The 23,580-nt window shown below is 58.1% G+C and carries 13 protein-coding genes and 2 pseudogenes; 10 read left to right on the forward strand and 5 right to left on the reverse strand.

Annotation, left to right across the window (positions count from 1 at the left end):
• Nucleotides 1-46 precede the first annotated feature (46 nt).
• The 6 genes and pseudogenes from IPK17_RS35645 to IPK17_RS35670 all read left to right on the forward strand — a co-directional run bounded on the left by IPK17_RS35645 (nt 47) and on the right by IPK17_RS35670 (nt 3,842).
• Nucleotides 47-1,522: an SDR family oxidoreductase gene (locus IPK17_RS35645; protein ID WP_343422479.1), complete on the forward strand. Its 1,476-nt coding sequence runs from the start codon at nt 47-49 to the stop codon at nt 1,520-1,522.
• A gap of 239 nt (nt 1,523-1,761) precedes the next feature.
• On the forward strand, nt 1,762-2,025 hold the full coding sequence (locus tag IPK17_RS35650) for an integrase core domain-containing protein (RefSeq protein ID WP_343422603.1): 264 nt from the start codon (nt 1,762-1,764) through the stop codon (nt 2,023-2,025).
• A 103-nt stretch (nt 2,026-2,128) separates the two neighbouring features.
• Nucleotides 2,129-2,488 (forward strand): annotated as a pseudogene (locus IPK17_RS35655) (Na-translocating system protein MpsC family protein).
• Nucleotides 2,489-2,766: 278 nt separating this feature from the next.
• Nucleotides 2,767-2,916 carry a hypothetical protein gene (locus IPK17_RS35660; protein WP_343422480.1) on the forward strand — a complete coding sequence of 50 codons (150 nt, stop codon included), beginning with the start codon at nt 2,767-2,769 and terminating at the stop codon, nt 2,914-2,916.
• 172 nt (nt 2,917-3,088) lie between these two features.
• Nucleotides 3,089-3,271, forward strand: coding sequence for a hypothetical protein (locus IPK17_RS35665; protein ID WP_343422481.1), 183 nt, complete (start codon nt 3,089-3,091; stop codon nt 3,269-3,271).
• A 118-nt stretch (nt 3,272-3,389) separates the two neighbouring features.
• The gene (locus tag IPK17_RS35670; protein ID WP_343422482.1) at nt 3,390-3,842 is read left to right on the forward strand and encodes a hypothetical protein; all 453 of its coding nucleotides are present in this window, start codon (nt 3,390-3,392) and stop codon (nt 3,840-3,842) included.
• Nucleotides 3,843-4,045: 203 nt separating this feature from the next.
• Here the strand turns inward: IPK17_RS35670 and IPK17_RS35675 are convergent, their stop codons facing one another.
• From IPK17_RS35675 to IPK17_RS35690, 4 genes and pseudogenes are all read right to left on the reverse strand, one after another.
• On the reverse strand, nt 4,046-4,618 hold the full coding sequence (locus IPK17_RS35675) for an IS630 family transposase (protein WP_343422483.1): 573 nt from the start codon (nt 4,616-4,618) through the stop codon (nt 4,046-4,048).
• Nucleotides 4,619-4,691: 73 nt separating this feature from the next.
• Nucleotides 4,692-5,114, reverse strand: a pseudogene (locus tag IPK17_RS40850) (helix-turn-helix domain-containing protein); the annotation flags it as partial.
• A gap of 408 nt (nt 5,115-5,522) precedes the next feature.
• Entirely contained in the window at nt 5,523-14,279 is an 8,757-nt protein-coding gene (locus tag IPK17_RS35685) for an isopeptide-forming domain-containing fimbrial protein (protein WP_343422485.1), read from the reverse strand.
• Nucleotides 14,280-14,293: 14 nt separating this feature from the next.
• Nucleotides 14,294-18,736 carry a PKD domain-containing protein gene (locus IPK17_RS35690; protein ID WP_343422604.1) on the reverse strand — a complete coding sequence of 1,481 codons (4,443 nt, stop codon included), beginning with the start codon at nt 18,734-18,736 and terminating at the stop codon, nt 14,294-14,296.
• 595 nt (nt 18,737-19,331) lie between these two features.
• On the opposite strand from IPK17_RS35690, the gene IPK17_RS35695 reads away from it, so the two are divergent.
• A complete protein-coding gene (locus IPK17_RS35695) occupies nt 19,332-20,426 on the forward strand; it encodes an integrase core domain-containing protein (protein ID WP_343422486.1) in 1,095 nt (364 codons plus the stop codon).
• On the opposite strand, the gene IPK17_RS35700 is transcribed toward IPK17_RS35695, so the two are convergent.
• Nucleotides 20,398-21,279: a hypothetical protein gene (locus IPK17_RS35700; protein ID WP_343422487.1), complete on the reverse strand. Its 882-nt coding sequence runs from the start codon at nt 21,277-21,279 to the stop codon at nt 20,398-20,400. The two genes, IPK17_RS35695 and IPK17_RS35700, sit on opposite strands and share 29 nt — an antisense overlap.
• Nucleotides 21,280-21,343: 64 nt before the next feature.
• Between IPK17_RS35700 and IPK17_RS35705 the strand changes: the two genes are divergently transcribed.
• From IPK17_RS35705 to IPK17_RS35715, 3 genes are all read left to right on the forward strand, one after another.
• Nucleotides 21,344-21,745 (forward strand): hypothetical protein, encoded by a 402-nt coding sequence (locus IPK17_RS35705; protein WP_343422488.1) that lies wholly within the window; start codon nt 21,344-21,346, stop codon nt 21,743-21,745.
• A 14-nt stretch (nt 21,746-21,759) separates the two neighbouring features.
• Nucleotides 21,760-22,377: a hypothetical protein gene (locus IPK17_RS35710; RefSeq protein ID WP_343422489.1), complete on the forward strand. Its 618-nt coding sequence runs from the start codon at nt 21,760-21,762 to the stop codon at nt 22,375-22,377.
• Between the two features lie 544 nt (nt 22,378-22,921).
• Entirely contained in the window at nt 22,922-23,287 is a 366-nt protein-coding gene (locus IPK17_RS35715; RefSeq protein ID WP_343422490.1) for a single-stranded DNA-binding protein, read from the forward strand.
• The last annotated feature ends 293 nt before the right edge of the window (nt 23,288-23,580 follow it).

The raw sequence follows: 23,580 nt of genomic DNA on the forward strand, positions 1-23,580 counted from the left end.
ACCTGTTGCAATCCTCTTCAAAGAATATCGGGTCAAGGTTACAATCATGAATAGCGGTTCAGATTCTGAGATTCAATATGTCCTCGTAACCGGTGTTACGGGTTACATCGGTGGAAGACTCGTTCCGTTGTTGCTGGAGGAAGGTCATCAGGTGCGCGTTCTGGTGCGCGATTCTGTCCGGTTGCAGGGACGTGCATGGCTGGAACAGGTCGATGTTGTACAGGGCGATGTTCTTAAGCCAGATACGTTGGATGCGGCGCTGGCAGGCATTGATGTTGCCTATTATCTCATTCACAGTATGCGCGACGGCGATGATTTTCATGAACGCGACGTGCGAGCAGCACGAAACTTCGCTGCCGCCGCCGAGCATCAGGGCGTGAAGCGCATTGTCTATCTGGGCGGGTTGGGTGATTCGGCTACTGAGCTGTCACAGCATCTGCGCTCACGTCAGCAAACCGGCGACGCACTGCGCGAGTCTGTCGTTCCAGTCACGGAATTTCGCGCCGGGGTGATTGTCGGTTCGGGCAGTTTGTCATTCGAGATGATTCGTTACCTGACCGAGCGTGTCCCCATCATGATCTGCCCGCGCTGGGTCTATACCCGCATTCAACCCATTGGAATCCGTGACACGTTGAATTATCTGGTCAGCGCTTTGAATAATCAGGAGAGCGCAGGACAGATCATCGAAATTGGTGGAGCAGAAGTTATCACCTACCGCGATATGATGTTTGGCTATGCACGTGCTCGTGGTTTGCGTCGCTACATGATTCCCGTACCGGTACTGACACCGCGCTTGTCATCGTACTGGGTACATTGGGTCACACCGATCCCCGGTGACATTGCTCGTCCGCTGATCGAAGGGCTGCGCAACGAAGTCGTCGTACGCAGTGATACTGCCCGCAAGCTCTTCCCAGACATTAAACCGGCGACCTTCGCCGTAGCCGTGAGTCGAACCCTTGAGAAGTTGGAAGCAAGTGAAGTTGAAACCAGTTGGGCGGATGCACTAGTGAGCAGTCAGCCCGATCAGGTGCCGACCGTATTATCCACGAACGAAGGGATGATCCTTGAACAGCGGCAGCAGTTCGTCAAGGCATCACCGGGTACCGTATTTCGCGCTTTTACCAGCCTCGGTGGTGCCAACGGCTGGCTGTACTTTAACTGGGCATGGTATTTGAGAGGAATTTTAGATCGATTGGTGGGTGGTGTGGGACTCCGGCGTGGACGGCGACATCCGGCGGACGTGCGCGTGGGTGACGCGCTCGATTTTTGGCGTGTGGAAGCGGTCGAGCGTGATAAGCTGCTGCGGCTACGAGCGGAGATGAAAGTGCCTGGACTCGCGTGGCTGCAATTCAAAGCCGAACCTCTAGAAGACGGCAATACCCATCTGATCCAGACCGCATTTTTTGCGCCGAAAGGTTTGTTTGGCCTGTTGTACTGGTATATCTTGTATCCACTGCACAGCTTGATCTTCTCCGGTATGATCCGCAAGCTGGCACAACGCGCTGAGGACCTCACCGCATGATTTGCGCTGGCTCAACAGTTGTTTGATAATCTCCACGAGTGAGCCTGCCACCGCTTCCAACCTCCTTCGCGGTTTATCTGTCCGGTGGCTGATGAAGGAGTAGGAGACATGGTGAAGTCCGGCACAATGAGTCGCCGCAGATTCCTCGGCGCTTCGGCGCTCGTCCTCGATTCTTAATTCGCGATAACGACCGGAAATACGGCGCTGAGTTCGAGCGTGCTGCCAGTGGTATTGAGATCCTGCGCACCCCGATTCGCGCTCCCAAAGCCAATGCCGTGTGTGAACGGTTTGTGGGAAGTGTGCGCCGCGAATGCCTAGATCACCTGATCATTCTGAACGAGCGTCACTTACGCCGCCTGATCAAGGAGTATGTTGCCTATTTCAATATGGCTCGACCTCATCAAGGCATTTCTGGGCAGATACCAATTCCATCAACGAGTTTGAGTTCTGAGCCAGCGATTCCCGTTTGCCGCACCAGTTGGGAGAAAATGATGTACCATTGAGGATGGATAGGTGAGCAATAGGATGGCAAATATCGAGTTGATACAGGCTTCACTTCTGAAGAGGCTGCGGTCATCTCGAAACAGAGTTTGAGAGATAAACATAATGAGAAACAAAACGCGCGGCGAACATGAAGCCGAATTAACCAAAGCCATGATCAAGTTCGAGAAAGAATACCTAGGGCGTGGACCCCAGGATGTCAAAACGACCTTTTTAGGGGATATGATTCTTGTCTGATTACGCGGTATCCTGACTCCGGCTGAAATGAAGCTGGCAGAGAGCCGCGAAGGGCGGGAACTGGTTAAAGAGACACGCCGTCAGTTATTCGAGAGTTCGCGTCCATTAATTGAGGCGATGGTCAAGGACATTGCCAGGTGCAACCTCATCAGTCTCCATACCGACATGAGTACGAAAACAGGTGAGCGGGTGGTCGTCCTCACGGTTGATGTGAATTTGGATCAGTAGTTCGTTTAAAGCGTCTTACATCATCAAGACCCCCTGTACCCCCTGGGATTAGGGGGACACGCAAGACTCCTTTTGAACTAAAATTGTTTCAATCGAATAAAAACCTTTCGGTAGACTGGGCAAAGCGTAGATTTCAGCGAAGGAAAACCTTCGTTTAAGAAGTGGACGGGTTGCAAAGTAAGCCGACGTGAATTCGCACTTGATGTGCGGGTTACGTCGACTTTTTTCATTTTGAGCAAAGCCCTGGTCGGATTCATCAGCGGAGCAAAAGGAAATCAATGGCGATCACACAAGTTGCCTCCAAGCCAACTGCGCCTGCAAAATCAGCATGGCATACCCAAGAAACAACATCGATTCTGGACCATCTCAGCGTGGCGATCGATGCCGGTTTAACCGATCAAGACATAAAGGAGCGTCTCAACCAGTAGGGGGCCAATGAACTGATCGAGCGTGGTCTCAAAAGCCACTGGGTCATCCTGCGGGAACTGTTCGATGGGCAACCCGGTTATTCCGCCAGTCAGGGACAGTGACGGAACTGCGTGACCCGCGAATATCGCTTTTACAAATCAAAATCGCTTGTTCAAAACGAAAGAGGAAAAGATGAAAAATCACCCCTTATCCCGATGGTTACTCATCATACTGCTGCTGCTGACCTTCACTCTATCTGGCTGTGGTGGCGGCGATGAGGACGAAGACGAAGTACGCTCCAGTGAGATAATTGGTGAGAGCGAAGAAGCTGAGACCGAAGACGAGAGCGAGAATGAAGAGGACGGCGAAGATTAAACAGCCATTACTGAGAGCCTTCTATGGGGATCCCGCTGCGATATTGGCACTAGGATAAACCGATCAATCGTTCTGGATTTGGGCAGAATCTCAAGGATTATTGTAGAAAGGTTGAGGCATGGATAACTTCGCTCAATGTTCGGACTCGTCCCTAAGACAGTTGGGAATGATCGAAAACCACGACATAAGAACCCGGACTACAAATGATTTGGCTGGTATTTCTGCGGATGGGCTAAAAGGTATTTCGAGGAGAAATACGCATCGTTCTCGTAATAGAGAAGCAGCGCCTATGACCAAAGCACCTCTTGCCAGTGTTAACTTCGAAGACAACGGCATTTATCGCCACTGGAGTCCGCGGTCACAAATATTTGTCGGTGGCGATACGTTATTGACGGCACTTGACAGTGGTTGGGAAATCGCAGGCACCGTATTGCGCCAGGAATACTCATGCACTAGTTACCGTTCTACCTATGTCTATCACCTTGAACTTCATCGTGACCGGGCGATCATCTCTGTGAGGGTGACTGAAAATCCCTGGGTCACGCGAATGCTACGCCAGTTTACAAGTTGAAATAAACTCGAAAATACCCCCCGGTTTCAGGGGTACCAAAAGGCTATGTTAGCATCGTCACAATTGAGATCAATTAGCAAATGATTTTCGGTAGACTTGGCAAAACATAATCTTCTGCTTTGGAAGAAGATGAGTTGCAGCGTAAGCCGACAGAAATTTCCCACACAATTGGGAAGCGTGTCGGCTTCTTATGGGCTTCCGGTTTAGACCTCAAACAATATAGCAGGAGCATGCTTGTTCAACCAAGCAAAGGGAAACAAGTTCGACGATAAGAAGTTGAGAAACGACTGGGTAAGTTGTGAAAAGGTAGCACAAGTATGGTTGTGACTGACGGCCGCCCGCGCTTGTGACCAGACGTGCTCTTGGGGGTTCAAATGCGGACTAGCGGGTGGAAAAAAGACTGTCGTGAGGCGCGGATGGTCTGCGATCACTTGCTTAACTGCTTCGCCCTTATGCCAACTGGCGCGATCCCAGAGCAACAGGAGCGGTTGGGTCGGGTAGCCAAGGAGCAGGTCACGCAGAAAAGCAGCGGTTGTCTCGCTGGTCATGTCTGGGGTGGGGAGCGCAAATTCATGTCCCGTGCGCAGGTTGACCGCGCCGTAGAAATGGACATGGTCGCGTTGCGGACTGACTCGAACCACTGGGGTTTGCCCCACCAGCGCCCACAAGCGGGTGGTGGTTGCCTGAAAATACAAGCTCATCTCGTCCAAAGCGATGATGTGCCCGTCGGGATGGTCTTGCAAGAAATCGGTCACTTTTTTCCAGTTCAGCTTCAAAGTCAGCCAGCGTCGCTTCACTGGGACGGGAGCGATACACTTTGGTTGTGCGTTGGTAGCTGAAGCCACTCTTATGCAGCAGCGTTTGGTAGCTGGTCTCATCTTGGTAGACGACCCCAAACCACCGCTCGACGGCGATCCGCAAGTCACTCACCGTCCAATATTCCCCAGCACTCAGGTGCAAATCCACCGGACGATACTGCTGGAGACGCTGCTTAATCTGTTGGCGCTGTTCATCGGTTAATTTGTTCGCGTTCTTGCCATGCCCCTTGGAGCGCAATCCGGTCAATCCCTCCGCCCGGTAAGCCATCGCCCACTGACGAATTGTACTCTCTCCCGCTCCTGTCACGTCTTGAATCGCCACCAGCGGCATCCCTGTCCCGTACAGACGAATCGCTTGCAACCGCTTCAATTCATGCACATCACGTGTCTGCGTTTCCGCTTCTCGAAACTGCCCGATCTCTTGTTCGGTGAGTTGGAGTTGTCGCTTCGCCATTCCCCTATGTTACTTCATTTGGTTGTGTTTTCGGAAGTCCATGCGTTGCCTCATATGCGAAAGTTTCACTCCCCTTGACGTTTTACAGCGCTCGTGCGCCAATTTCTCTGGACAGCTTATCCGGCTTTTCACATATCGAGCGAAGAACCCGACCTGCTCAAAATCCCCAAGCCTCTATTTGACACACTCATTTCTACCCTGTCCTATGCTGCTTGATGTGCAAAGTCGAACTAAGTCCTACTCCAGGACTGATGATATATTTCGTTGGAACGGCCCCAAAATCGCGATTAGAATCGTTGATCGAAACAAATTGATGAAAACACCGGCCGTCAAGAGTTCAAAATAACGGTAGCAGAACTGAGAGCATCCCGTTCAATGGATGTTCTCAGTATGTGTTCATTGGCGAAGTTAGGGTACTGGAAACAGGTTCAGCGCATAGGATGGCGGCGAAGAGGTGAGATCAGTCTCCACACAACCTGTGATAGCTTCCCACACTTCATCCCGATTCAGCGTCCGGTCTTGAGGCGTGACCGCCACATCGAGGTTCATAATCTGCGTATGACCGGGTTCAGCCGAAATGGTATCCGGCAGAGTCCCTTCGAGGCTGGCATTCTCCTCGCTCGGCGCACCTTGCGGGTAGATGTCCTGGTTCGGGTCGATGGTCAGTTGATCGGCCTCCTCCAGTACATTGATCGCTGGTGCAGTCAGCGGCAGGGCTTCCGCCTGGAAAATGTCCGGGTTATCCGGCGCATCCGAGGTGAACATAACCCGCAGGCTGTCGCATAACCAGGTTGGCGCGTAGTCATCAATCCCGTTTTCGGTGAGTTTGCGGGTTTGGCCCACCCCTACTCCGTAGATGTAGATGTCCAGATCACCATCCAGATCAGACTGGTAGGCAATCAGGGTGTCATCCGGCGACCAGACGGGGTTGGCGGCGCGGCTGCTGCGGTCACTGACGACCATGCGCCCGCTGCCGTCGGCATTCATGATGCTGATGACGGTGCCATCCCCATTAACCGACCGGAAGACAATCCGATCCCCGGTGTTGGAGTAGGACGCATCCATGTCGTCGCCGCTGCTATCACTGAGAACACGCAGGTTCGCCGTGACCAGGTTCAGTTCGTACAGTTGCCAGCGACCGCTGCGGTTGCTCTGGAAGACCAGACGCGTGCCATCCGGCGACCACTGAGCATTCAGGTCATCCGCAGGGTTATTGGTCAAGCGCGTTTCGGTGCCGGTTCGCAGATCGAGCAGGTACAGTTCCCAGTTGCCGTCGCGGGTCGATTCGTACACCAAGAAATCGGTCGGCCCCCATGCCGGGTCGGTATCGACCGCGAAGGTATTGTAGGTCACACGGCGGGCGCTGCCGGGGTCGCCATCGGTCGGGGTGACGTAAATTTCCCAGTTGCCGTCCCGGTTGCTGGCGAAGGTCATCCACTGACCATCCGGCGATTGGCTGGGTTCGACATCATCTGCCGGGTTCTGCGTCAGGTTGATGTCCGCATCCGCCGGAGCTTCCACCCCGCCCACCAGCCGGAAGATTTCCCAATCGCCGGTCTGGTCAGAGTGGTAAAGCTGGATATCCGGGCAGCCCACACTACACACGGTGAAGTCCGCCACCACGTTGGGGGCTTCCGCCTCGATAGACACACCTTCCAGCGTGGTCAAGCCAACTCGGTTGAGGATGCGCGTCCCGGCGGCGCTGGATGAGACGCGGGTTTCGATCACGATGGTGATGGTTTCACCGCGCAGCAGCCTGTCCAGCATACAGGTGACCACCTGCCCGCTGGCACTGCACCTCCCCTTGGAGGAGGTGGCAGAGACAAACGTCAGCACATCCGGCAGCACATCGGTGATGACCGCATCGAAGGCGTCAATCGGCGGCTCTCCCGTGTTGGTGACGGTAACGGTGTAGGTGAGCAGCCCACCGGCATGGACTGATTGCGGGGTGCCGACCTTCGTCATTTCGATGGTGGGTTCGTCCACACGCAGCACATCGGTGGCTTCGTCACGGTACTGGCGGGCTTCGCTTTCGTCAGGATGCCCGACCGGGATCGACTGGTAGGTGACAGTTGCCGTGTTGGGGATATCCTGCGGGATGGGTTCCAGGGCCGGGTCAATCGTCAGTTCGACAGTCACCAGCACCCTGGCACCTACCGCCAGTTGGTTGAAGTCCACCTGGATGATGCCACCGCAGCCGGAGGTCGAGCTATCGGTGAAGGTCGTCCCCGGTGCGCCGGAGACATCCACTGTGACATCATTCAGGCACAGTCCGGGGTTCCACGGGTCATTCAGGGCGACCTTGTAGGCGATGGAGGTGCCGTTGTTCACCAGATCGAGCGTCATGGCGAGGATATGCCCCCGCCCTTCGATGCGCGGGATGAAGGTCTTGGTCAGGTCGATATTGGGCTCAATGATGTCCACATCGGCTTCGGTACGGCGTTGGTTCGGGCCGTAGTCGATGAGCGCCTCGTTGGTGACAGTTTCGCCACCGCGATTGAGCAGGGCGTTGTCGTAAACGCGGGCTTCCACCTCCACCAGTACCATATCCAGGGCATTATCCACGCCGTCAATGATGTTGATTGTATCGCCAAAGCTGAAGACCACGCGATCATCGAAGGCATCCGCCGTGTAGTTGCTGTTGGAGTGAACACCCGGATCACCGACCGCCAGGGTGGTTGTGGTCAGGTTGCCGCCGATGCTCACCACGCGGCTGCTGACGACGATCAAGCCATATGGCAGGTTATCGGTGATGGTGAAGTTGGTGGTGGTGCCTTCCGGCAGGTAGGCCTCGATGTGGAAGGTCATGCGCTCGCCGATGGTGACATCCGGCGCACTGGTGAGTTGGCTATCGCCAGTGTCCGCCAGCGAGGTATCGACCACCGTCTTCGAGTAACGGTACAAATCGTCATTGACGCGGATGGTGTGCGTATCGTCATCGGTGCCGGGGCGTCCACCTGGCCCAGGCGCACTATCGTAGTTTAGGGTTGCCGTGTTGATGAACGTCACGGGTGGGGTAATCAGCGGACTGATCTGCGCCCGGTACGTGATGGTGATGGTCGCGCCGGGATTGAGCGTGCCGACCTCAATGCGCAGGGTGGTATCCCCGGCGGTATTGCCGGTGATGACCGTCCCGCGTGTGCTGGTCACGCTGCCGACGATCAGATCAAGGTCAGGCAGCAGGGGATCGGTGATGACCACATCGTAGGCGGCGGTGTTGGAGGTACCACTATGCTCCACGACTATCGTGTACTCGATGATATCCCCCGGTCGCCCGGTGACGACCAGCGCCGACTTGTCGATGTTGAGTTCCGGCTCCACCACCTCGACGGTTTCCGTATCGGAGACGCTGCCAGTACCATAATCGAGGGTGGCGGTGTTGGTCAACTGATCGCCGTTTTGGTTGAGTGCGTTTTCATCGACCCGTGCCACCACTTCCAGCACGATTTGATCGTTGGCATTCTCGACACCATCCGGCGTATTCCGCACCGTGCCGAGGTTAAAGACCACCCGGTCAGGCAGACCGTCCGCGAAGTTGCTATCGCTGGTCACACCAGCCGTGCCCACCGCCAGACCAGCGGTGATATTCCCGCCTAGGCTGTAGACCTGCGAACTGACGACTGTCATCACATCTGGCAAGTTGTCGGTGAGTGTCAGCGGTGCGGTGCCTTCCGGCATGGTGATCGTCATGTGATAGGTGACGGTCTCGCCGATGTTCACGTCTACAATCGCCGGGTTGTGTTGCCCCGAACCCGTTTCCGTAAGCGACGTGGCGAAGATGGTCTTCTCCATCGACGGCGGGCGGGTGGTGACGACCGCACTGGCGGTATCGGTGTAGGTGCGTTCATTCGGATCGCCACCAGGCAGTGTTGACCAACCGAGCGTAGCGGTGTTGGTCAGGCTCTCGGCTGGGCCAACCGTCGGGTCAATCCTGACCTCGAAGGTGAAGGTGTAGGTGCTGCCCAGCGGCAGGTTCGCCCAGCTAAAGATGATGTTGGGCGCGGTGTTGGTGACGGTCGGCGCAGGGCCGTTCACAGCAGCCACATTGCCGACATAGGTCATGTGGTTGGGCAGGAGGTCGTTGATGCTCACATCTTGGCCATCCGCTGTCGCAGCCGCCGTGTGTGTCACCGAAAAGGTGTACGTCACGATGTCGCCAGCGTCCAGACCAATGCTGGGCGTGGCGCTCTTGGTGATGTCCAGCAGCGGCTCCACAATCTCCACCATCTCGGTATCGGTGAGGGTGCCACCACCCCAGTTGAGGGTGGCAGTGTTGATCTTGTCCGCGCCCGTGCTGCCGTTGTTGGCAGGCAGGTTGCTGGCACGGGCGACCACCCAGATCACCAGGTCGTCATCGGTGTTGGCGACGTTATCCCCGGCATTGACTACATTGCCCAGTGTCAGCGTCATGACCTGCCCGGCGAGGGTCGGCGCGGGGAAGCCGTTGGTGATGGTGACGTTCGCGCCGTTGGTCGGTGCCAGTTGGGTGCTGATGAAGGTCAGACCAGCGGGCAGCGTATCGGTGATGATGACGAGGGTGGTGCCTTCCTGCAACCGCGCCCGCAGTTCATAGATGACAGTCTCGCCGATGGTCAGGTCAGGCAGAGTCGCCCCGTGCTGACCCGCGCCGGTGTACGCCTCCGAGGTGTCGATCACCGTCTTGGTGAAGGACAGGGGTGCAACATCGGTGGTGACGGTCGCCGGGTCGTTGTCGTTGTAGACGCGCTCGTTGGCGTCATTGGTATCCGGCGTGCCGTCATCCAGCGAGGAGTAGCGCAGCGCCGCCGTGTTGGTCAGGCTGGTGCCGTTCACGACCGTGTTGGCAATCGTCGCCGTGTAGGTGATGGTGCAGGTCGCGGTCAGCGGCAGGTCATCCATGCGGTAGATGACCGTCCCCGGCAGACCCGCCGTATCGACCGACCAACCTGCCCGTTCATCGCAGGTTGAACTGACAGCCGTCACCGAGCCGTACAGGATTCCGGCCGGGAGCGTATCGGTGATCCGGAGGTCGAAGGCGTCCGCCGTCGAGGTGCCAGTGTGGGTGATGACCAGCGTGTAGGTGACGGTGTCACCCGCGTTCAGGCCGCTGGTCGGGCTGGCGGTCTTGTCGATGTTCAGGTTCGGCTCGACGATTTCGACCGTCTCGGTATCGGTGAGGGTGCCGCCGCCCCAGTTGAGGGTGGCGGTGTTGATCTTGTCGGCACCGGTGGTGCCGACGTTGGCGGGGACATCGCTGGCGCGAGCCACCACCCAGATTACCAGATCATCCGCCGCATTGGCGATGTTATCCGCCGCGTTGACCACGTTGCCCAGCGCCAGGGTCATAACCTGCCCGACGAGGGTCGGCGCAGGGAAGCCGTTGGTGATGGTGACGTTCGCGCCGTTGGTCGGTGCCAGTTGGGTGCTGATGAAGGTCAGGCCAGCGGGCAGCGTATCAGTGATGGTGACGGGGGTGGTGCCTTCCTGCAACCGCGCCCGCAGTTCATAGGTGACAGTCTCGCCGATGGTCAAGTCAGGGAGGGCTGCGCCGTGCTGACCCGCGCCAGTATAGGCCCCTGAGCTGTCGATCACCGACTTGGTGAAGGACAGCGGAGCTAGGTTGGTCGTGACCGTCGCCGGGTCGCTGTCGGTATAGGTGCGCTCGTTCGGGTCGTTGGTATCCGGCGTGCCATCATCCAGCGACGAGTAACCGAGGTTGGCGGTATTGGTCAGCGATTGCGCGTGGGTGATGCCGTTGTTCACCGTCACCTGATAGGTGATGGTGCTGCTGCCCGTCAGCGGGATAGTATCCCAGGTGATGACCAGGGTCGGTGCGCCGCTGGCGTCCAGAGTCCCCGCCACACCGGCGCTGTTGGTCAGCGACCCCGCCACATAGGTCAACCCTGCCGGGATGGTGTCGCTGATCCGCAGGTCGAAGGCGTCCGCGCGGGAAGCTGCCGTGTGTGTAATCACCAGCGTATACGTGATGACATCCCCGGCGTTCAGGTTGGTGGATGGGCTGGCGGTCTTGTCGATGTTCAGGTTCGGCTCGACCACATCGGCGTCTGCGCTGGCGTCCAGCGTGTTGCCGCCGTCATAGGTCAGACGAGCGCGGTTGGTAAGCAGGTCACCCGTGACGTTGGCCGCGATGTTGCTCACCCGCGCCACCACCTCGACCACGATTTGATCAGCCGCGTTGGAGATGCCGTCCGCCGTATTGGCAATCGGTGTTCCGCCGACGAAGTTGAAGGTGATGGCCTGCCCAGCGACCGCCCCCGGCGCGCCGACCGCCAGCGCCGAGTTGCTGATGTTGGCACCGATGCTGACGACGCGGGAACTGATGTAAGCCAGGGTGCCGGGGTCGCCCGCGCCCGTGCTGGGCAGCGTATCCACCAGGCGCAGGGTGTTGCTGGTGCCTTCTGGTACGGTGATGGTCATCTGGTAGGTGATGGTTTCGCCAATCGCCAGATCAGGTGCCGCCGTATACTGATTGGTCGTGCCAATGCCGGGGGAGGTCGCGCCTTCCGACGTGCTGACAATATCCTTGTTGAATTGCGGCAGGATGACCACCACCGTCGCCGGATCGCTGCTGGTGCCGGAACGCCCGGTGCCATCCGGCAGACTGTTGGAGGTCTGCGTGGCGGTGTTGACGAGTTGCTGACCGGGGAAAACGCTGGGCCGCAGCCGGGCCTGATAGGTGATGGTAATGACGCCGTTGACCGCTAGAGAGGTTGTGTCCACGCGGATGGTGGTGTCAGCAGCGGAATTGCCCGTTGTGATCGTCCCGGCGCTGGTCGTGACGGTACCAGCGAGGAGTTCCAGTTGGGGCAGCAGCGGGTCGGTGATGACCACATTGTAGGCGGGGGCAGTGCCGGTGTTACGAACCACGACCGTATAGGTGACGGTATCGCCCGCGTCCGCGTCGGTGACGTTCGCGCTCTTGTCGATGGTCAGGCGAGGTTCAACAATATCGACAGTGGTGGTGCCGTTTTGGGCAACCGTTGTCCCGGCGAAATTGGTGTAGCGAATTTGCGCGGTATTGACGACGTTCAAATCCTGGGTCGGTGCGAGGCCGCTGTTGGCGGCCACGTCGATCACCCGCGCCACTACTTCGACAACGATAGTATCCGCCGCCGTGACGACATTATCCGCCACATTGGTGACATCGCTGAGTGACCAGTCAACCCGGTCGAGAACCGAGTCCAGGTTGGTATCGCTGGTTGTGCCAGCCAGCTCCACCGCCGGAGTTGCGGTGCTGAAGCTTAGGTTGCTGCCGATGCTGACAATGCGGCTGCTGACGTAACCCAGCACGGCTATGCCAGTGGGTAGGTTATCTCGGATGACGGCATTGCGCGTCAAGCCTTCGCGGAAGGTGATGGTGATCTGGTAGGTGACTTCTTCACCGATGGTCAAATCCGGGTCGGTATCAGCACCATTGCCGGTATCCGCCAGCGAGGTTGCTGTGACCGTCTTGGCAGCCGAGGGATTGCCGACGGTTACAGTAGCGATGTCTGAAGCCCGGTAGGTATTGGCTGCACCGCCCACATCCGCCGGATTGCCAGTGCGTTCCACACCGAGGCTGTTATAGGTGGTGTTGGTCGGGCTGCCGGGCAGGCTCGTCCAGTTGATGTTCGCTGTGTTGGTGATCGTCTGGGCGGGCTGGACGTTCGCCACCAGCCGCGCCTGATACTGGAGCGTGCTGGTCTGGGCAGTCGTCAGGCTTGTCCAAGTGGCGGTGATGGTGCCGGCGGCTTCGGTCAGGGTCGCCGGGGCAACACCATCGGTATTGGTCAGTGACCCGGCAACGTAGGTGAGTCCCGCCGGAATCACATCCGAGAGCTCGATGTTATGGGCGGTGGCGTTGCTGCCCGCTGCATGACGGACGATGAGCGTGAAGGTGACGAGATCGTTGGCATCCCGGTTGCTAGCCGGCGCAACCGACTTATCGACCTCCAGCGTCGGTTCGATCAGGCGCGTATCCGGTGCGCTGGCCGAGTCGGTGAAGCGCCCACCCGCCGGGTTATCCCACCCCAGCACGGCACTGTTGTTGCGGTCTTGCCCACGCACATTGGCAGCCGTGTTCAGGACGACGGCGGTATAGGTGATGGTGATCGTGTCCAGGTCGTTGTTGTTGCTGCCGGGATCGGTCAGGCTGCCGAAGTTCCAGGTGGCAATGCCGCCCCCGGCGGCGATGACTGGATTGACCGGATCGTTGCAGAAGGTCGCTGTGTTGATCGCGCCCACGCTGCTATTGATGTTGCCCGCCGTGACGCTCACGCCGGTGCAATCCACAAAGGCCAGCCCCGCATCCAGCGTATCGACAATGGTGACGTTGTTCATCGTGCCGCCGGGGATGTCTACCGTCAGCGTGTAGGTGATGAGGTCGCCAATGGTCGCGGTAGCCGGGGTGCGCGTCTTGGTGATGTTCGGTGCAGTGGTGGTGAAGCTCGCCACATCCGTGCGTGGCGGGAACAGCACCGTCGGCGGGTTGACGTGCGGGCCACCCGGCAGCGTATCACTGAAGGCGGCGAAGGCCACACTCGCCTGATTGATGACAGGGTCCGAAATCGGCGTGATATTGGTGGCAACGGTGCATCGGTAGGTGACAACCGCGGTCGCCTGCGCCGTTGTGACGCCCACGCTGCCGATTGTAGGCAGCGGATTCGTCAGAGTGAGGTTAGGGAAGGTGCCGGTGTACGCCAGCGCCGCCCCGGAGCCGTTCAGCACGCTGACCAGCGTACAATCCGTCGCCTGCGGGAGCGAGGTTACATTGTCCGAGATGACCACACCATAAGCGCGGGCGCTGCCTACGTTGCGAGCAGTGATGGTGTAGGTCAACACATCGGACGCATCGACATTGGTCAGGTCGTTGTTCGGTACGCCAGTGATGGCGCAGGGCGCACCCGCCACCGCCACGCTGGAGGCATTGGTCGTTCCTGAAATGCCCTTGCAGATTTGTACATCCGGGGCAGCGATGTCCACATAGTCATCGGCGTTCAGCGTAACCACGCTGCCGAGGGTATTGGTGTAAGTCGCCTGTGAGCGATTCGACAGGAATAGCCCGTCGTTGAAGGGGCGGTCGATGATGCCCGCCGTCAGTTCGACCACGATGTGACGTTCTTCGGTGACGTTGGTCTCCACCGGCGCATCCACTGCCAGACGCACGGTATTCCCGAAGCGCGTCACCGTGATGGTTGAGCCTACTGGGAGGTTAGTGCCGTTGGTGCCGTAGATGAATCGCAGACCGCACGGGCGTGTGTAGTCCGGAAGGTGGCGTTGGGGTAGCTGCTACAATAGCCGTTGGTGTTGGGCACATCAAACGGCAGTGTACGCCCAGTCGGGTCAGGCAGGGTGATCGTCCCGGCCTCGATGCCGAAGTCGCCGTCGTCCACGTCGAAGACCGGCAGCGGGAAGTTGTCGTCAATTACCAGATTGCGAGTATCGCCAGAGGGGATTGCCAAAGCCAGCCGGAAGGTGACGGGTTCGCCGGGAACAAAGCCCGCTCCCGCGTCAATCGGGGTACTCACCAGGTCTTTGGTCAGTGTGTTCGGGATGACGGTGATGGAGGCGCTGCTTTCATCGCTGAAGGTCTGCCCGCCGGTGGTGACGAAATTGGCGGTGATGTTGTTCACCATGTCGTCATTGGCGCTGACGTACCCGGTCAAGGTTCCGCCTGGGCGGTAGGTTTGCCGCACCGTGCCCGTGTAGGTGATGCTGACGGTTCCCTGGCTGGCATACGGGCCCGGGAGCGCACCCGTGACATTGAAGAACAGCGTGCCGGTATTCGCCCCGTAGGTGATGGTCTGGTTTGCGCCGGTGATCGCGGCGGTGCCAACCCCCGGCACCGTTACGGTAGCCGAACCCGGATTGAAGTCGATACCATCTGGGATGATGTCGATGACAGTCAGATCTTCAATGCCGATGTACTCGCTCAACTGGAACGAGAGTGAGTACGAGACCACATCACCGGGCGCAACAGTCGTCGGCGAGGCGCTCTTCTGGATTTCCAGATTGCGAACATCTACGGTATCGGTGTCGGTCAGGGTCGGCTGCGGGCCGCTGACGTGGTTGTAGACAAAGCTGGCGTTATTCACCGCTACATAGCTGGTCGGGGCCGCTGTCTCGCTGAGGATGTCGTTGATAAAACCGCGATAGCGCAGCCGGAGGACACAGGTATCCGCGCTGCTGGGGTTGACGATGTTGGCGATGTTCACCTGCAGCGTGCCACCACCCGGCGGTTGCAGGGCGGGCAGCGCCGTGATCGGAACTGCATTGAAGGTACTGGTGACACCAGTGGTGGTGCAGGTGCTGCCCGTCGTGCGGATGGCATCCAGTATGGGGGCGACCACCGGGAAGGTGTACGGATAGAATTCAAAGGCCGAGTCGAGGGTATCCGTGAAAACGTTGGTGGTCAGGGTTTGCCCCGGAGCCAGTTCAATCGCCAGGATGTATTCATAGGGCCACTGCACACCGGGCGGCGCGGCGCAGTCCGGGCCGGGCTGACCAGCGGCACCCACCGGCGGCGCGGGGTAGCAGCTTGGCACCACTTCGCTTTCAGGCAGCGTATTGCTCTTGTCGAACGTAACCAGAATGGGCGTGAACGAGCCGCTGTTATCCATCGGGCCGCGATCATTCAGGTTGGAGATGGGGCCGTTGGCACCTGTCGGGGTATCCCCGAATTCGTAGCCAGGGTAGATGTTGATCGGCAGCGGCACACCGAACGCTGCCGTCGGCAAACTGGTCATACAAATCTGGATCGGGATGGCCGGGCTGGTGGTTTCCACCGAGCCAATCGGCAGTCGCACCGTAATCCACTGCTGACCAACTGTGCCGGGGATGGCGCGGCCTTCAATCAGGTCGTTGGCGGGCAGCAGACCGGAGGCTACCAGATACGGCGCAATCGTCAGGTCAACGCCTAGGTAATTGATGCTGTTGAGTGTCAGGTTCGCATCCCGCACGACGGTGATGTACGGGCCGTAACCTTCGTTCGTACCGGCATTGGTGAAGTTGGGCGTGAAGCAGAACGGACTGCCGCCAAAGTCGCTGATCTCCGGCACGCCGTTAATCAGCGGGATGGGGCCATTGGGCGCTGGCGGTGCCGCCATAATCGATATCCCTGGAAGGCGAATAGTGGCAGTTGCCGCGTCGCCGGTCGCATCAATGCGAACGGTGTTATCGATCGCCCCGTCGAGCGGGCTGGTCAGGACGGTCGTGATGATGGTGAAGTCCTGGCGCTCCCCCGGCAGCAAGGTGGGAATCGTCACCTGAACTTGCTGCCCATTCACGGTATAGGTGCTGCCCGGCGCGACCAATATCTGGTCGATCCGCAATTCCGGGCGGACGTTATCGACGACAACCACATTCGTCCCGACTGCGCCACCGTTGTTGGTGACAGAAGTCAGCCAGTGGAGTTCTTCGCCTGGCAGACCGGTGCTGCCTGCTGGCAAGTAACCCAGCTTGCTCAGTGCCGGGTCAAAAACGCTGATATCGGGGGTTTCGCTGGGTTCAGGTGTTGCGGTTACTTCTTCTGCCTCGTCCTGCTTGACCGCGATGGAGGCGGTCAGCACCCGTTCTGCATCGCTGGCATCCCGGATGATGAGTGAAACGCTGTAAACCCCTTCGGCGGGATAGGCATGGCACGGCTGGAATTCAGTGCTGGTGCTGCCATCGCCGAATTCCCAGCGCACCAGAGTGAAGCCGGGGTCGATGCTGCTGGTGAAGCAGATATTCAGTTCATCAGCCGAGCGCACACGGAACGAAGCCCCACCGTTAGCAGGGTCGTAGACGCGGACGATGTTGCTGGCGGAGGCGGTCATGCCGTCGCTATTGCTGACCTGCAATTGAACACCATATTCCCCGGCACTGGTGTAGGTGTGGCAAGGGTTCTGCTCATTGCTGGTGCTGCCATCGCCGAAGTTCCACGTCCAACCCGTGAGGCTTTCACCCTCGCTGCGGTCGGTGAAGCAGACTTCCACCGGCGCGACCCCGTTCCAGGGGGACGCACCGAGGGCCGCCCGCAACGACAGCGGCTGGCGCACCTGAATCGTCACGTCAGCCGAAACCGACCCGACCGGCCCACTGCCGGTCACGGTGACGGTGTGTTCGCCGGGTTGGTCGAACTGGAATTGGGTGTTAGACGCAAAGGCGCGTGAGCCATCCGGGAACGCCCATTCGTAACGGGTGATGTTCGTCCCGGTCGCGCTGAAGTTCACCATGAGCGGTGCAACGCCACTCAGGGGGCTGCCGGTTGCGGTGATGGTTGACGGATCAAACACGTTCAGGGTGCGGGTGCGGCTGTCGGTCGCGCCACTTTCACTGCTGACGGTCAGACGGACGGGATAACTGCCAGCTGTTGTGTAGGTGTGGCAGGGGTTCTGGTCGGTGCTGGTGGTGCCATCTGCCCAGTTCCACAACCACGAAACGACCTGCCCCTGGGAACGGTCGCGCAGGCAAATTTCTTCCCCGACGCGGACATTCCGCAGGCCGTTAAAATCCGCGATGACGCTATCAGCAGGCTGAATGGTGACGCGGCGTTCGGCCTGGCAAGTGCGCCCATCGGCGGTTGTCCCCACCAACTGAATCGTATAGGTACCTGCATCATTGAAGGTCGCGGTCAGGTCAGTGGTGGTGGCGCTTTCTTCACCGTCGATGCTCCAGACGAATCCGCTGAAGCTGCCCGGCGTCACGCGGGAGGTATTCCGGTAGGTGACGGCTTGCCCGGCAAAAGACCGCCCCGGCGCATTAAACGAACAGGTCAGGACGGCTTCCGGCGCAACCGTTATGGTCGCGGTCGCCTGGTCGGAACCACCGGGGCCGGTCACGGTCAACGTCACCGTGTAGGTGCCTTCAGCATTGTATTGATGTGATGGCTGGCGATCACTGCTGTTGGTGCCATCGCCGAAGTCCCACTGCCAGGTGCGGATGATACCCGTGCTTTGGTCAGTGAAGCGCACCGTCCCGCCCGGCGGCAGGTTAACCCGATCTGCGGAAAAAATGGCGTCTGGCGCTTGAGTTGCCGCCTGGACGATAACCGTCCCTGACGCGGTGGAGGTCTCGCCGCCCTCGCCCATCACGCTGAGCGTGACGGTGTATTGACCGTTTGCCGGGTAGGTGTGGCAGGGGTTCGCTTCAGTGCTGCTGCTGCCATCGCCAAAGTTCCAGTTGTTGGCGATGATGCTGCCGCTGCTGGTATTGGTAAAGCAGACTTCGAGGTTGCCAGTCTGCTGATAGCTGAAACGCGCTTCAACTGTGCTGCGCGGTTCAAAGACAACGATCTGCTGCGAGGCCGTGCCGCTGCCCGCCGGGCTAAAGGCCGTCAGGCTGGCGGTATAGGTGCTAGGGGTGGTATACGTGTGGCTGTGCGGCCCTTGACCGGTCGCAGTTGTGCCGTCGCCGAAGTCCCACTGCCAGTCCATGAAGCTGGCACCGCTGCTGGCATCGCTGAAGCTGACGCTCAACGGCGCATTCCCGCTGGAGGGGCTGGCGGTGAAGGCCACCCTCAGCGTGGTACTGGTCGCGGTAGGCGGAACAGAGGTCGCTGTGCTTTCTTCGGTTCGCTCTGCCGTCGGGGGTGCGGGTTCCTCGGTTGGCACAGGAATAGGCGGCACGCCCGGCATTGCAGTTTCGACCTGCGCAACGACCATTTGCACAGAATCGATGACCGTTCCTGACATCAGAAATAAGGATACAACTGCCAACAAAAAAGCAGTGATTGGACGTGGCACTTGCATAAGTACTTCCCTTTAGCTAGATGATTTCACCGGAATAACTACATAAGGGCAACTGGGTGTAATCATAATAACATACATCCACACTGGGACAAAACGGGCTGCATTACACTTTAACTGGTTTCAGGTTTGAAGCGGGTAAGTCCCTTAATTTCTCGGGGGGGGAAAGAGGAAGGGGGGGGGGGGGGGGGGGGGGGGGGGGGGGGCCCTCCGGGGGGGGGGGGGGGGGGGGGAAAAGAAGGAGCAGGGCAATGGATAGCTGAACCTGATATCAGTGTCAAGTCGTGATGAACGGAGTTCACCACCAAATATGAAAATGGAGTAGACTCGCCTGCGACGCTCGTCCAGCACAGAGGTCGGAACCGATCTGGTGCGGACAAGCCTGTTGTCAAGTCGGACCGGGATACTGTATGGTGCGAAAACACTATCCATTCTGATGTGTTCTCGACCAAGAGCCGATTTTGTCTGGTAAGATACCGCCTTTCAGTTCTCAACTTGGTCACCGCTCTTTATGTTTTGGTATTCGCTGCAGCAACTCATTGCCTTTCTGCTCGACAGCCTGCGTGTCGTTTGGCAACCGCTTGATCAGAAAGACTTGGAAATCCTATTCCTGCGTCAACAACTGGCCGTCGTCCGCCGTCGACAGAAGCGCGCACCGACTCTCTCTCGCTTCGAGAAACTTCTGTTTGCTACCCTCATAACTCAGATCAAGCGGGCAGGGCGACCAGTGCGAGAGCAGTTAGGCGACTTTCTGCTCCTGTTCCAACCAGACACGCTGTTGCGCTGGCATCGCGATTTGGTTCGCAAGAAATGGACGTATGCCGCCGCGAAAAACCGGGGTGGTCGTCCGCGAACCGATGCCGAGATTGAGGCATTGGTTTTACAGTTGGCACGCGAAAACGGTTGGGGTGGGGGTAAGCTGCACGGGGAGTTGAAAAAACTGGCGGTGACGATCGGCGAAACGACCGTCCGCGACATCCTGCGCCGGCATGGCATTCCTCCCGCCCCAGAGCGCCAACGTCGAACAACCTCGTGGCGCACGTTTTTGAAACACTACCGTCACCAACTCTTGGCGTGTGACTTTTTCACGGTTGAGACGCTGCGCATGCAAACTCTGTACATCTTCTTTTTCATTGAAGTCGGCAGTCGCCGCGTTCATCTCGCAGGCATCACGGCGCATCCTACCGCTCCTTGGGTTATTCAGCAGGCAAGGAACTTCGTGTGGCAGCTGGAGGAGTCGGGTTATCCGGCGCACTTCTTGATCCGCGATCGCGACAGCAAGTACACGGCTGTCTTCAACGCCATTTTCGAAACCGAAGCGATCGAGGTCATCAAAACCCCGGTGCGCGCACCGAAAGCCAATGCGTTTGCTGAGCGTTGGATCCGTACTGTTCGCGAAGAATGCCTTGACCGGCTCATCGTGCTTGACCAGCGGCACCTACACGACGTCCTTACCCAATACATCAGATACTATAATTGTGCCCGCCCGCATCAAGGTATCGAACAACGCACGCCCATCCCGCTGCCGGTTTCAAACCCTCAAGGGCAGATCGAACGGCGAGATATCTTGCACGGTCTCATCCACGATTACCGCCGCGTCGCTTAGTTCTCCCTGCGGATAAGGTTTTCGCACCGTACAGGCAGATATCTATCCCGTAACGCAGTCTATTATTCTGCCATTCCACCGTGAACTGAGCATTTCCCCAATCATTCAATTCGACAGTGCGGTTGGGCCAATACGCCAGATCAGCACACTCCGTAGGGCTCCTACTCGGTGAATTCATCGGTCCAATACAGAAGCAATACCCTGCATCGACTTCCAAATTACCATTGAACATATCTCCCAAACGGGGTCGGGTATCATCCAGTTCGATGAAGACTTGCCCAAGATCAGCATGTGTAATCGCACAAACCATAATTATATCGGCGCGGCGTTCGACCACAAAGGGGACGTTCTCTATTGCAGGACAACTCAATGTCACCGTTCGTGTGAGGGTGGGGGCGGATGTCGCTGAGGGGATTGTTGTGTACATAGTTGAATCTGTCGCACTCGGCGTGTCGCTGGGTGTCAGCGTCAAGGTTGGTGTGTCGGTCGCAGTTGAAGTTGGCGCTACAGTCAATGTATCTGTGGAGATCATTACAACTGTGGGGAGATCTGTCTGCGTGGGTGTTTCAGTGAATTGCGCTTCAAGCGTCATTTGTAATGCAACCGCCGTAAATGCTCCCTGCGTTTGGAGAGCTTGAGCAGTGACTTGGACGATAGCTCCTGGCGGTTCTCGAACCAAAAGAGGAATGATTATCGTGCAGAGAGTTCCTATAAAACCAAAGAGACCTCCAATGATCGCAATGATCACCCCAATATCACGCAACGGATTTGGATTTTTCGACGGCTGTGGGTCAGTCATGTTCTCGAAAGCCAAAATGATTGTTGATTGATAGGAATTATCACTGTTCTGCAAAATTTCCGCAATAAGCTCAGAACGCTCATATTTCTACACATGATTTTGCAAAGGAGTACACATAGTGTTGGCTCATCTCGACTGGCAGCCCGTCATCCTGATCAAAGTCGTTCGGCTGCCATTCAGCGATCTCGGCGGACTCTCCCTGAAATGTGCGTATCTCGCGCACGATAGCGGACGCATCCTGTGTGCGGATTGGACGCTCGATGCCGCCGAGCGTGCGGAACCGCTCGTCTTCGCCACCGGGTGGACATTCACATCCATGCCGCTCCTACCATTCCTTTTGCAGGGCGATGGCGCAAAACGTGTCCCGGCAGGGACATGGGTGCTGCCGTACAAGGACAGCCTGTACACACTTTACAGTTCTGCAAGCGCGGTTCTCGCACGTCTTTTCCACCAGATCGATCAGCGCCCGACCGATCCGAATACCATCACCACCCTCATTCGTCTCACTGAATCCATCTAACAAAGGAATATCTCATGACTCACGATCTGAAAGCCGCTGCCATGCAGCGGTATCATGACCGTTTCGATGCAGCGCAGTACAACGCCATCGGCGAGTTCCTCGCCTCCAACTTGAACGCTGACAGGGATGAATCGCGCGTTGTGGATATCCTCGTCGCCTTGCAAAACACGGCGTTCGGTCTCTGCGACCATCCCGATTTCGCCACGGCATGGCATCCGCTGGCGGTGCAATGCGGGCAGAACTTCCTCTCGTTCCACACCGTTGATGCGATACGCGACTTCCTGCGCCGCTTTGCGCTGGACGATGTTCGCATCGATGACTTTGAGGCGACCGCCAAAGGGACGCTGCGCGCCTACAGCGGTTTGGACGATCTCAAGACGGCGACGGCACATGCTAATGGCGTCCATTCGTGGCAGGGACGCATGGCATACGAACTCCTCGCCGCCGTTGACTACCTGACCCAGACCGCAATCCAGCTGCTTGCTCACGGCGATGAGAACTACGCCCGCGAGAAGCTGCACAAGGGACTGAATCGCATCACCGGTGCGCTCTACGAAGGTATCCGCCACAGCGAGCAGCCCGCGCTCTACAACTTCAAAAGCACTTACTTCCCCGATGAGCGCGACCGCTGAGCCTCATCCGCCGGATCGTTCCCCTCGCTGACCAAACCGTTCTCTGGCGCGTGCAGTCCGGGCTGCATCGATCTGGCTCGATTGGCGTGCAGTTCCGTCCGCACAGACGCAAACCGCCGTCTTCTCCAGCTTGCGTGGACACGCCGCTGATGCCGCCGTTTCCAGCGTCGCAGCCCATCCTGCCATTTCGCCCCGCATCGCGCCGTTCTGCCAAGAGCCGCGTTTGCTCACCACTGGCACACGGTTCTGCCTTTTGCGGTCACACAATCTCCCCGTCGCGCCCAACCTTCTCCTTCAGCGCGGCGCTTCGTCCATCTGACCTGAAAACGTGCCGATTTGTCGCTGACCATCCTAGCAGGCGCGCCCCCCATCAAAGTCCTGCGGACTTCGCTTGACCCGATTGCTCCGGGCTTGTGCCGCTTCGCTCACCGCAATCGGGTAGCGCCCGTTGGGTGATGGTCGGCGTGATCGCCTGCTCTGGCTGGTGCAGAAATCGACACAGGGTCGATGAACAGCGAAAGCGCACTAGCGCGAGGAGTTCACAATGGGCAGCTCGTTGAATATGCAAGTGACCGGGTACGTTGGCAGTGATCCGCAGGTGCGGCAGGTGGGTGAGCAGACGGTCGCGTCGTTCTCGGTGGCGGTCAGCCGCAAGAACCGCGCGGGCGAAAAACAGACCGTATGGGTGCGGGTGTCGTGCTGGAATAAATTGGCGGACATCGCGGTCAAGTACGTCCACAAGTCCTCGCTTGTGCAGGTGACGGCAGAGTGGGTGCGTCTGAGCGCATGGACGGATCAGGGCGGCACGCCACAGCCGAGCCTCGACATCGATGCCAACCGCCTCGTCCTGCTGGATCGCGCCGAGAACGGCGACAACGGTCACAGCGAAGAATCCGATATTCCGTTCTAAAATAGCTCAGTCCGCACCGGTGCTGTCGGGTGACTGACAGCACCACTTTTCTCAAGTTATGCTGGAAAAACAGGACTTTTTCTCAAGTTACATTGGATTTTTCTCATGTTACGTAGGATTCTGTCTCAAGTTACGCTGGAATTCACAAGGGCGGCACACTGCAGCTTAGCCTCGACATCAATGCACCCATCGCCTTGCCCTACTGGATCGCGCCGAGAACGGCGACAACGGTCACAACGTGGGTGGTGAGGAGATCCCATTTTGAGATAGGTAAGTACAGACTGTTTGGTTGT

The sequence above is a fragment of the Candidatus Flexifilum breve genome (assembly GCF_016713355.1).

Coding starts and splice junctions, on each gene's coding strand:
- IPK17_RS35645 (WP_343422479.1), top strand. CDS start 47: ATGAATAGCGGTTCAGATTCTGAGATTCAATATGTCCTCGTAACCGGT.
- IPK17_RS35660 (WP_343422480.1), top strand. CDS start 2,767: ATGGCGATCACACAAGTTGCCTCCAAGCCAACTGCGCCTGCAAAATCA.
- IPK17_RS35665 (WP_343422481.1), top strand. CDS start 3,089: ATGAAAAATCACCCCTTATCCCGATGGTTACTCATCATACTGCTGCTG.
- IPK17_RS35670 (WP_343422482.1), top strand. CDS start 3,390: ATGGATAACTTCGCTCAATGTTCGGACTCGTCCCTAAGACAGTTGGGA.
- IPK17_RS35690 (WP_343422604.1), bottom strand. CDS start 18,736: ATGGTCGTTGCGCAGGTCGAAACTGCAATGCCGGGCGTGCCGCCTATT.
- IPK17_RS35695 (WP_343422486.1), top strand. CDS start 19,332: ATGTTTTGGTATTCGCTGCAGCAACTCATTGCCTTTCTGCTCGACAGC.
- IPK17_RS35710 (WP_343422489.1), top strand. CDS start 21,760: ATGACTCACGATCTGAAAGCCGCTGCCATGCAGCGGTATCATGACCGT.
- IPK17_RS35715 (WP_343422490.1), top strand. CDS start 22,922: ATGGGCAGCTCGTTGAATATGCAAGTGACCGGGTACGTTGGCAGTGAT.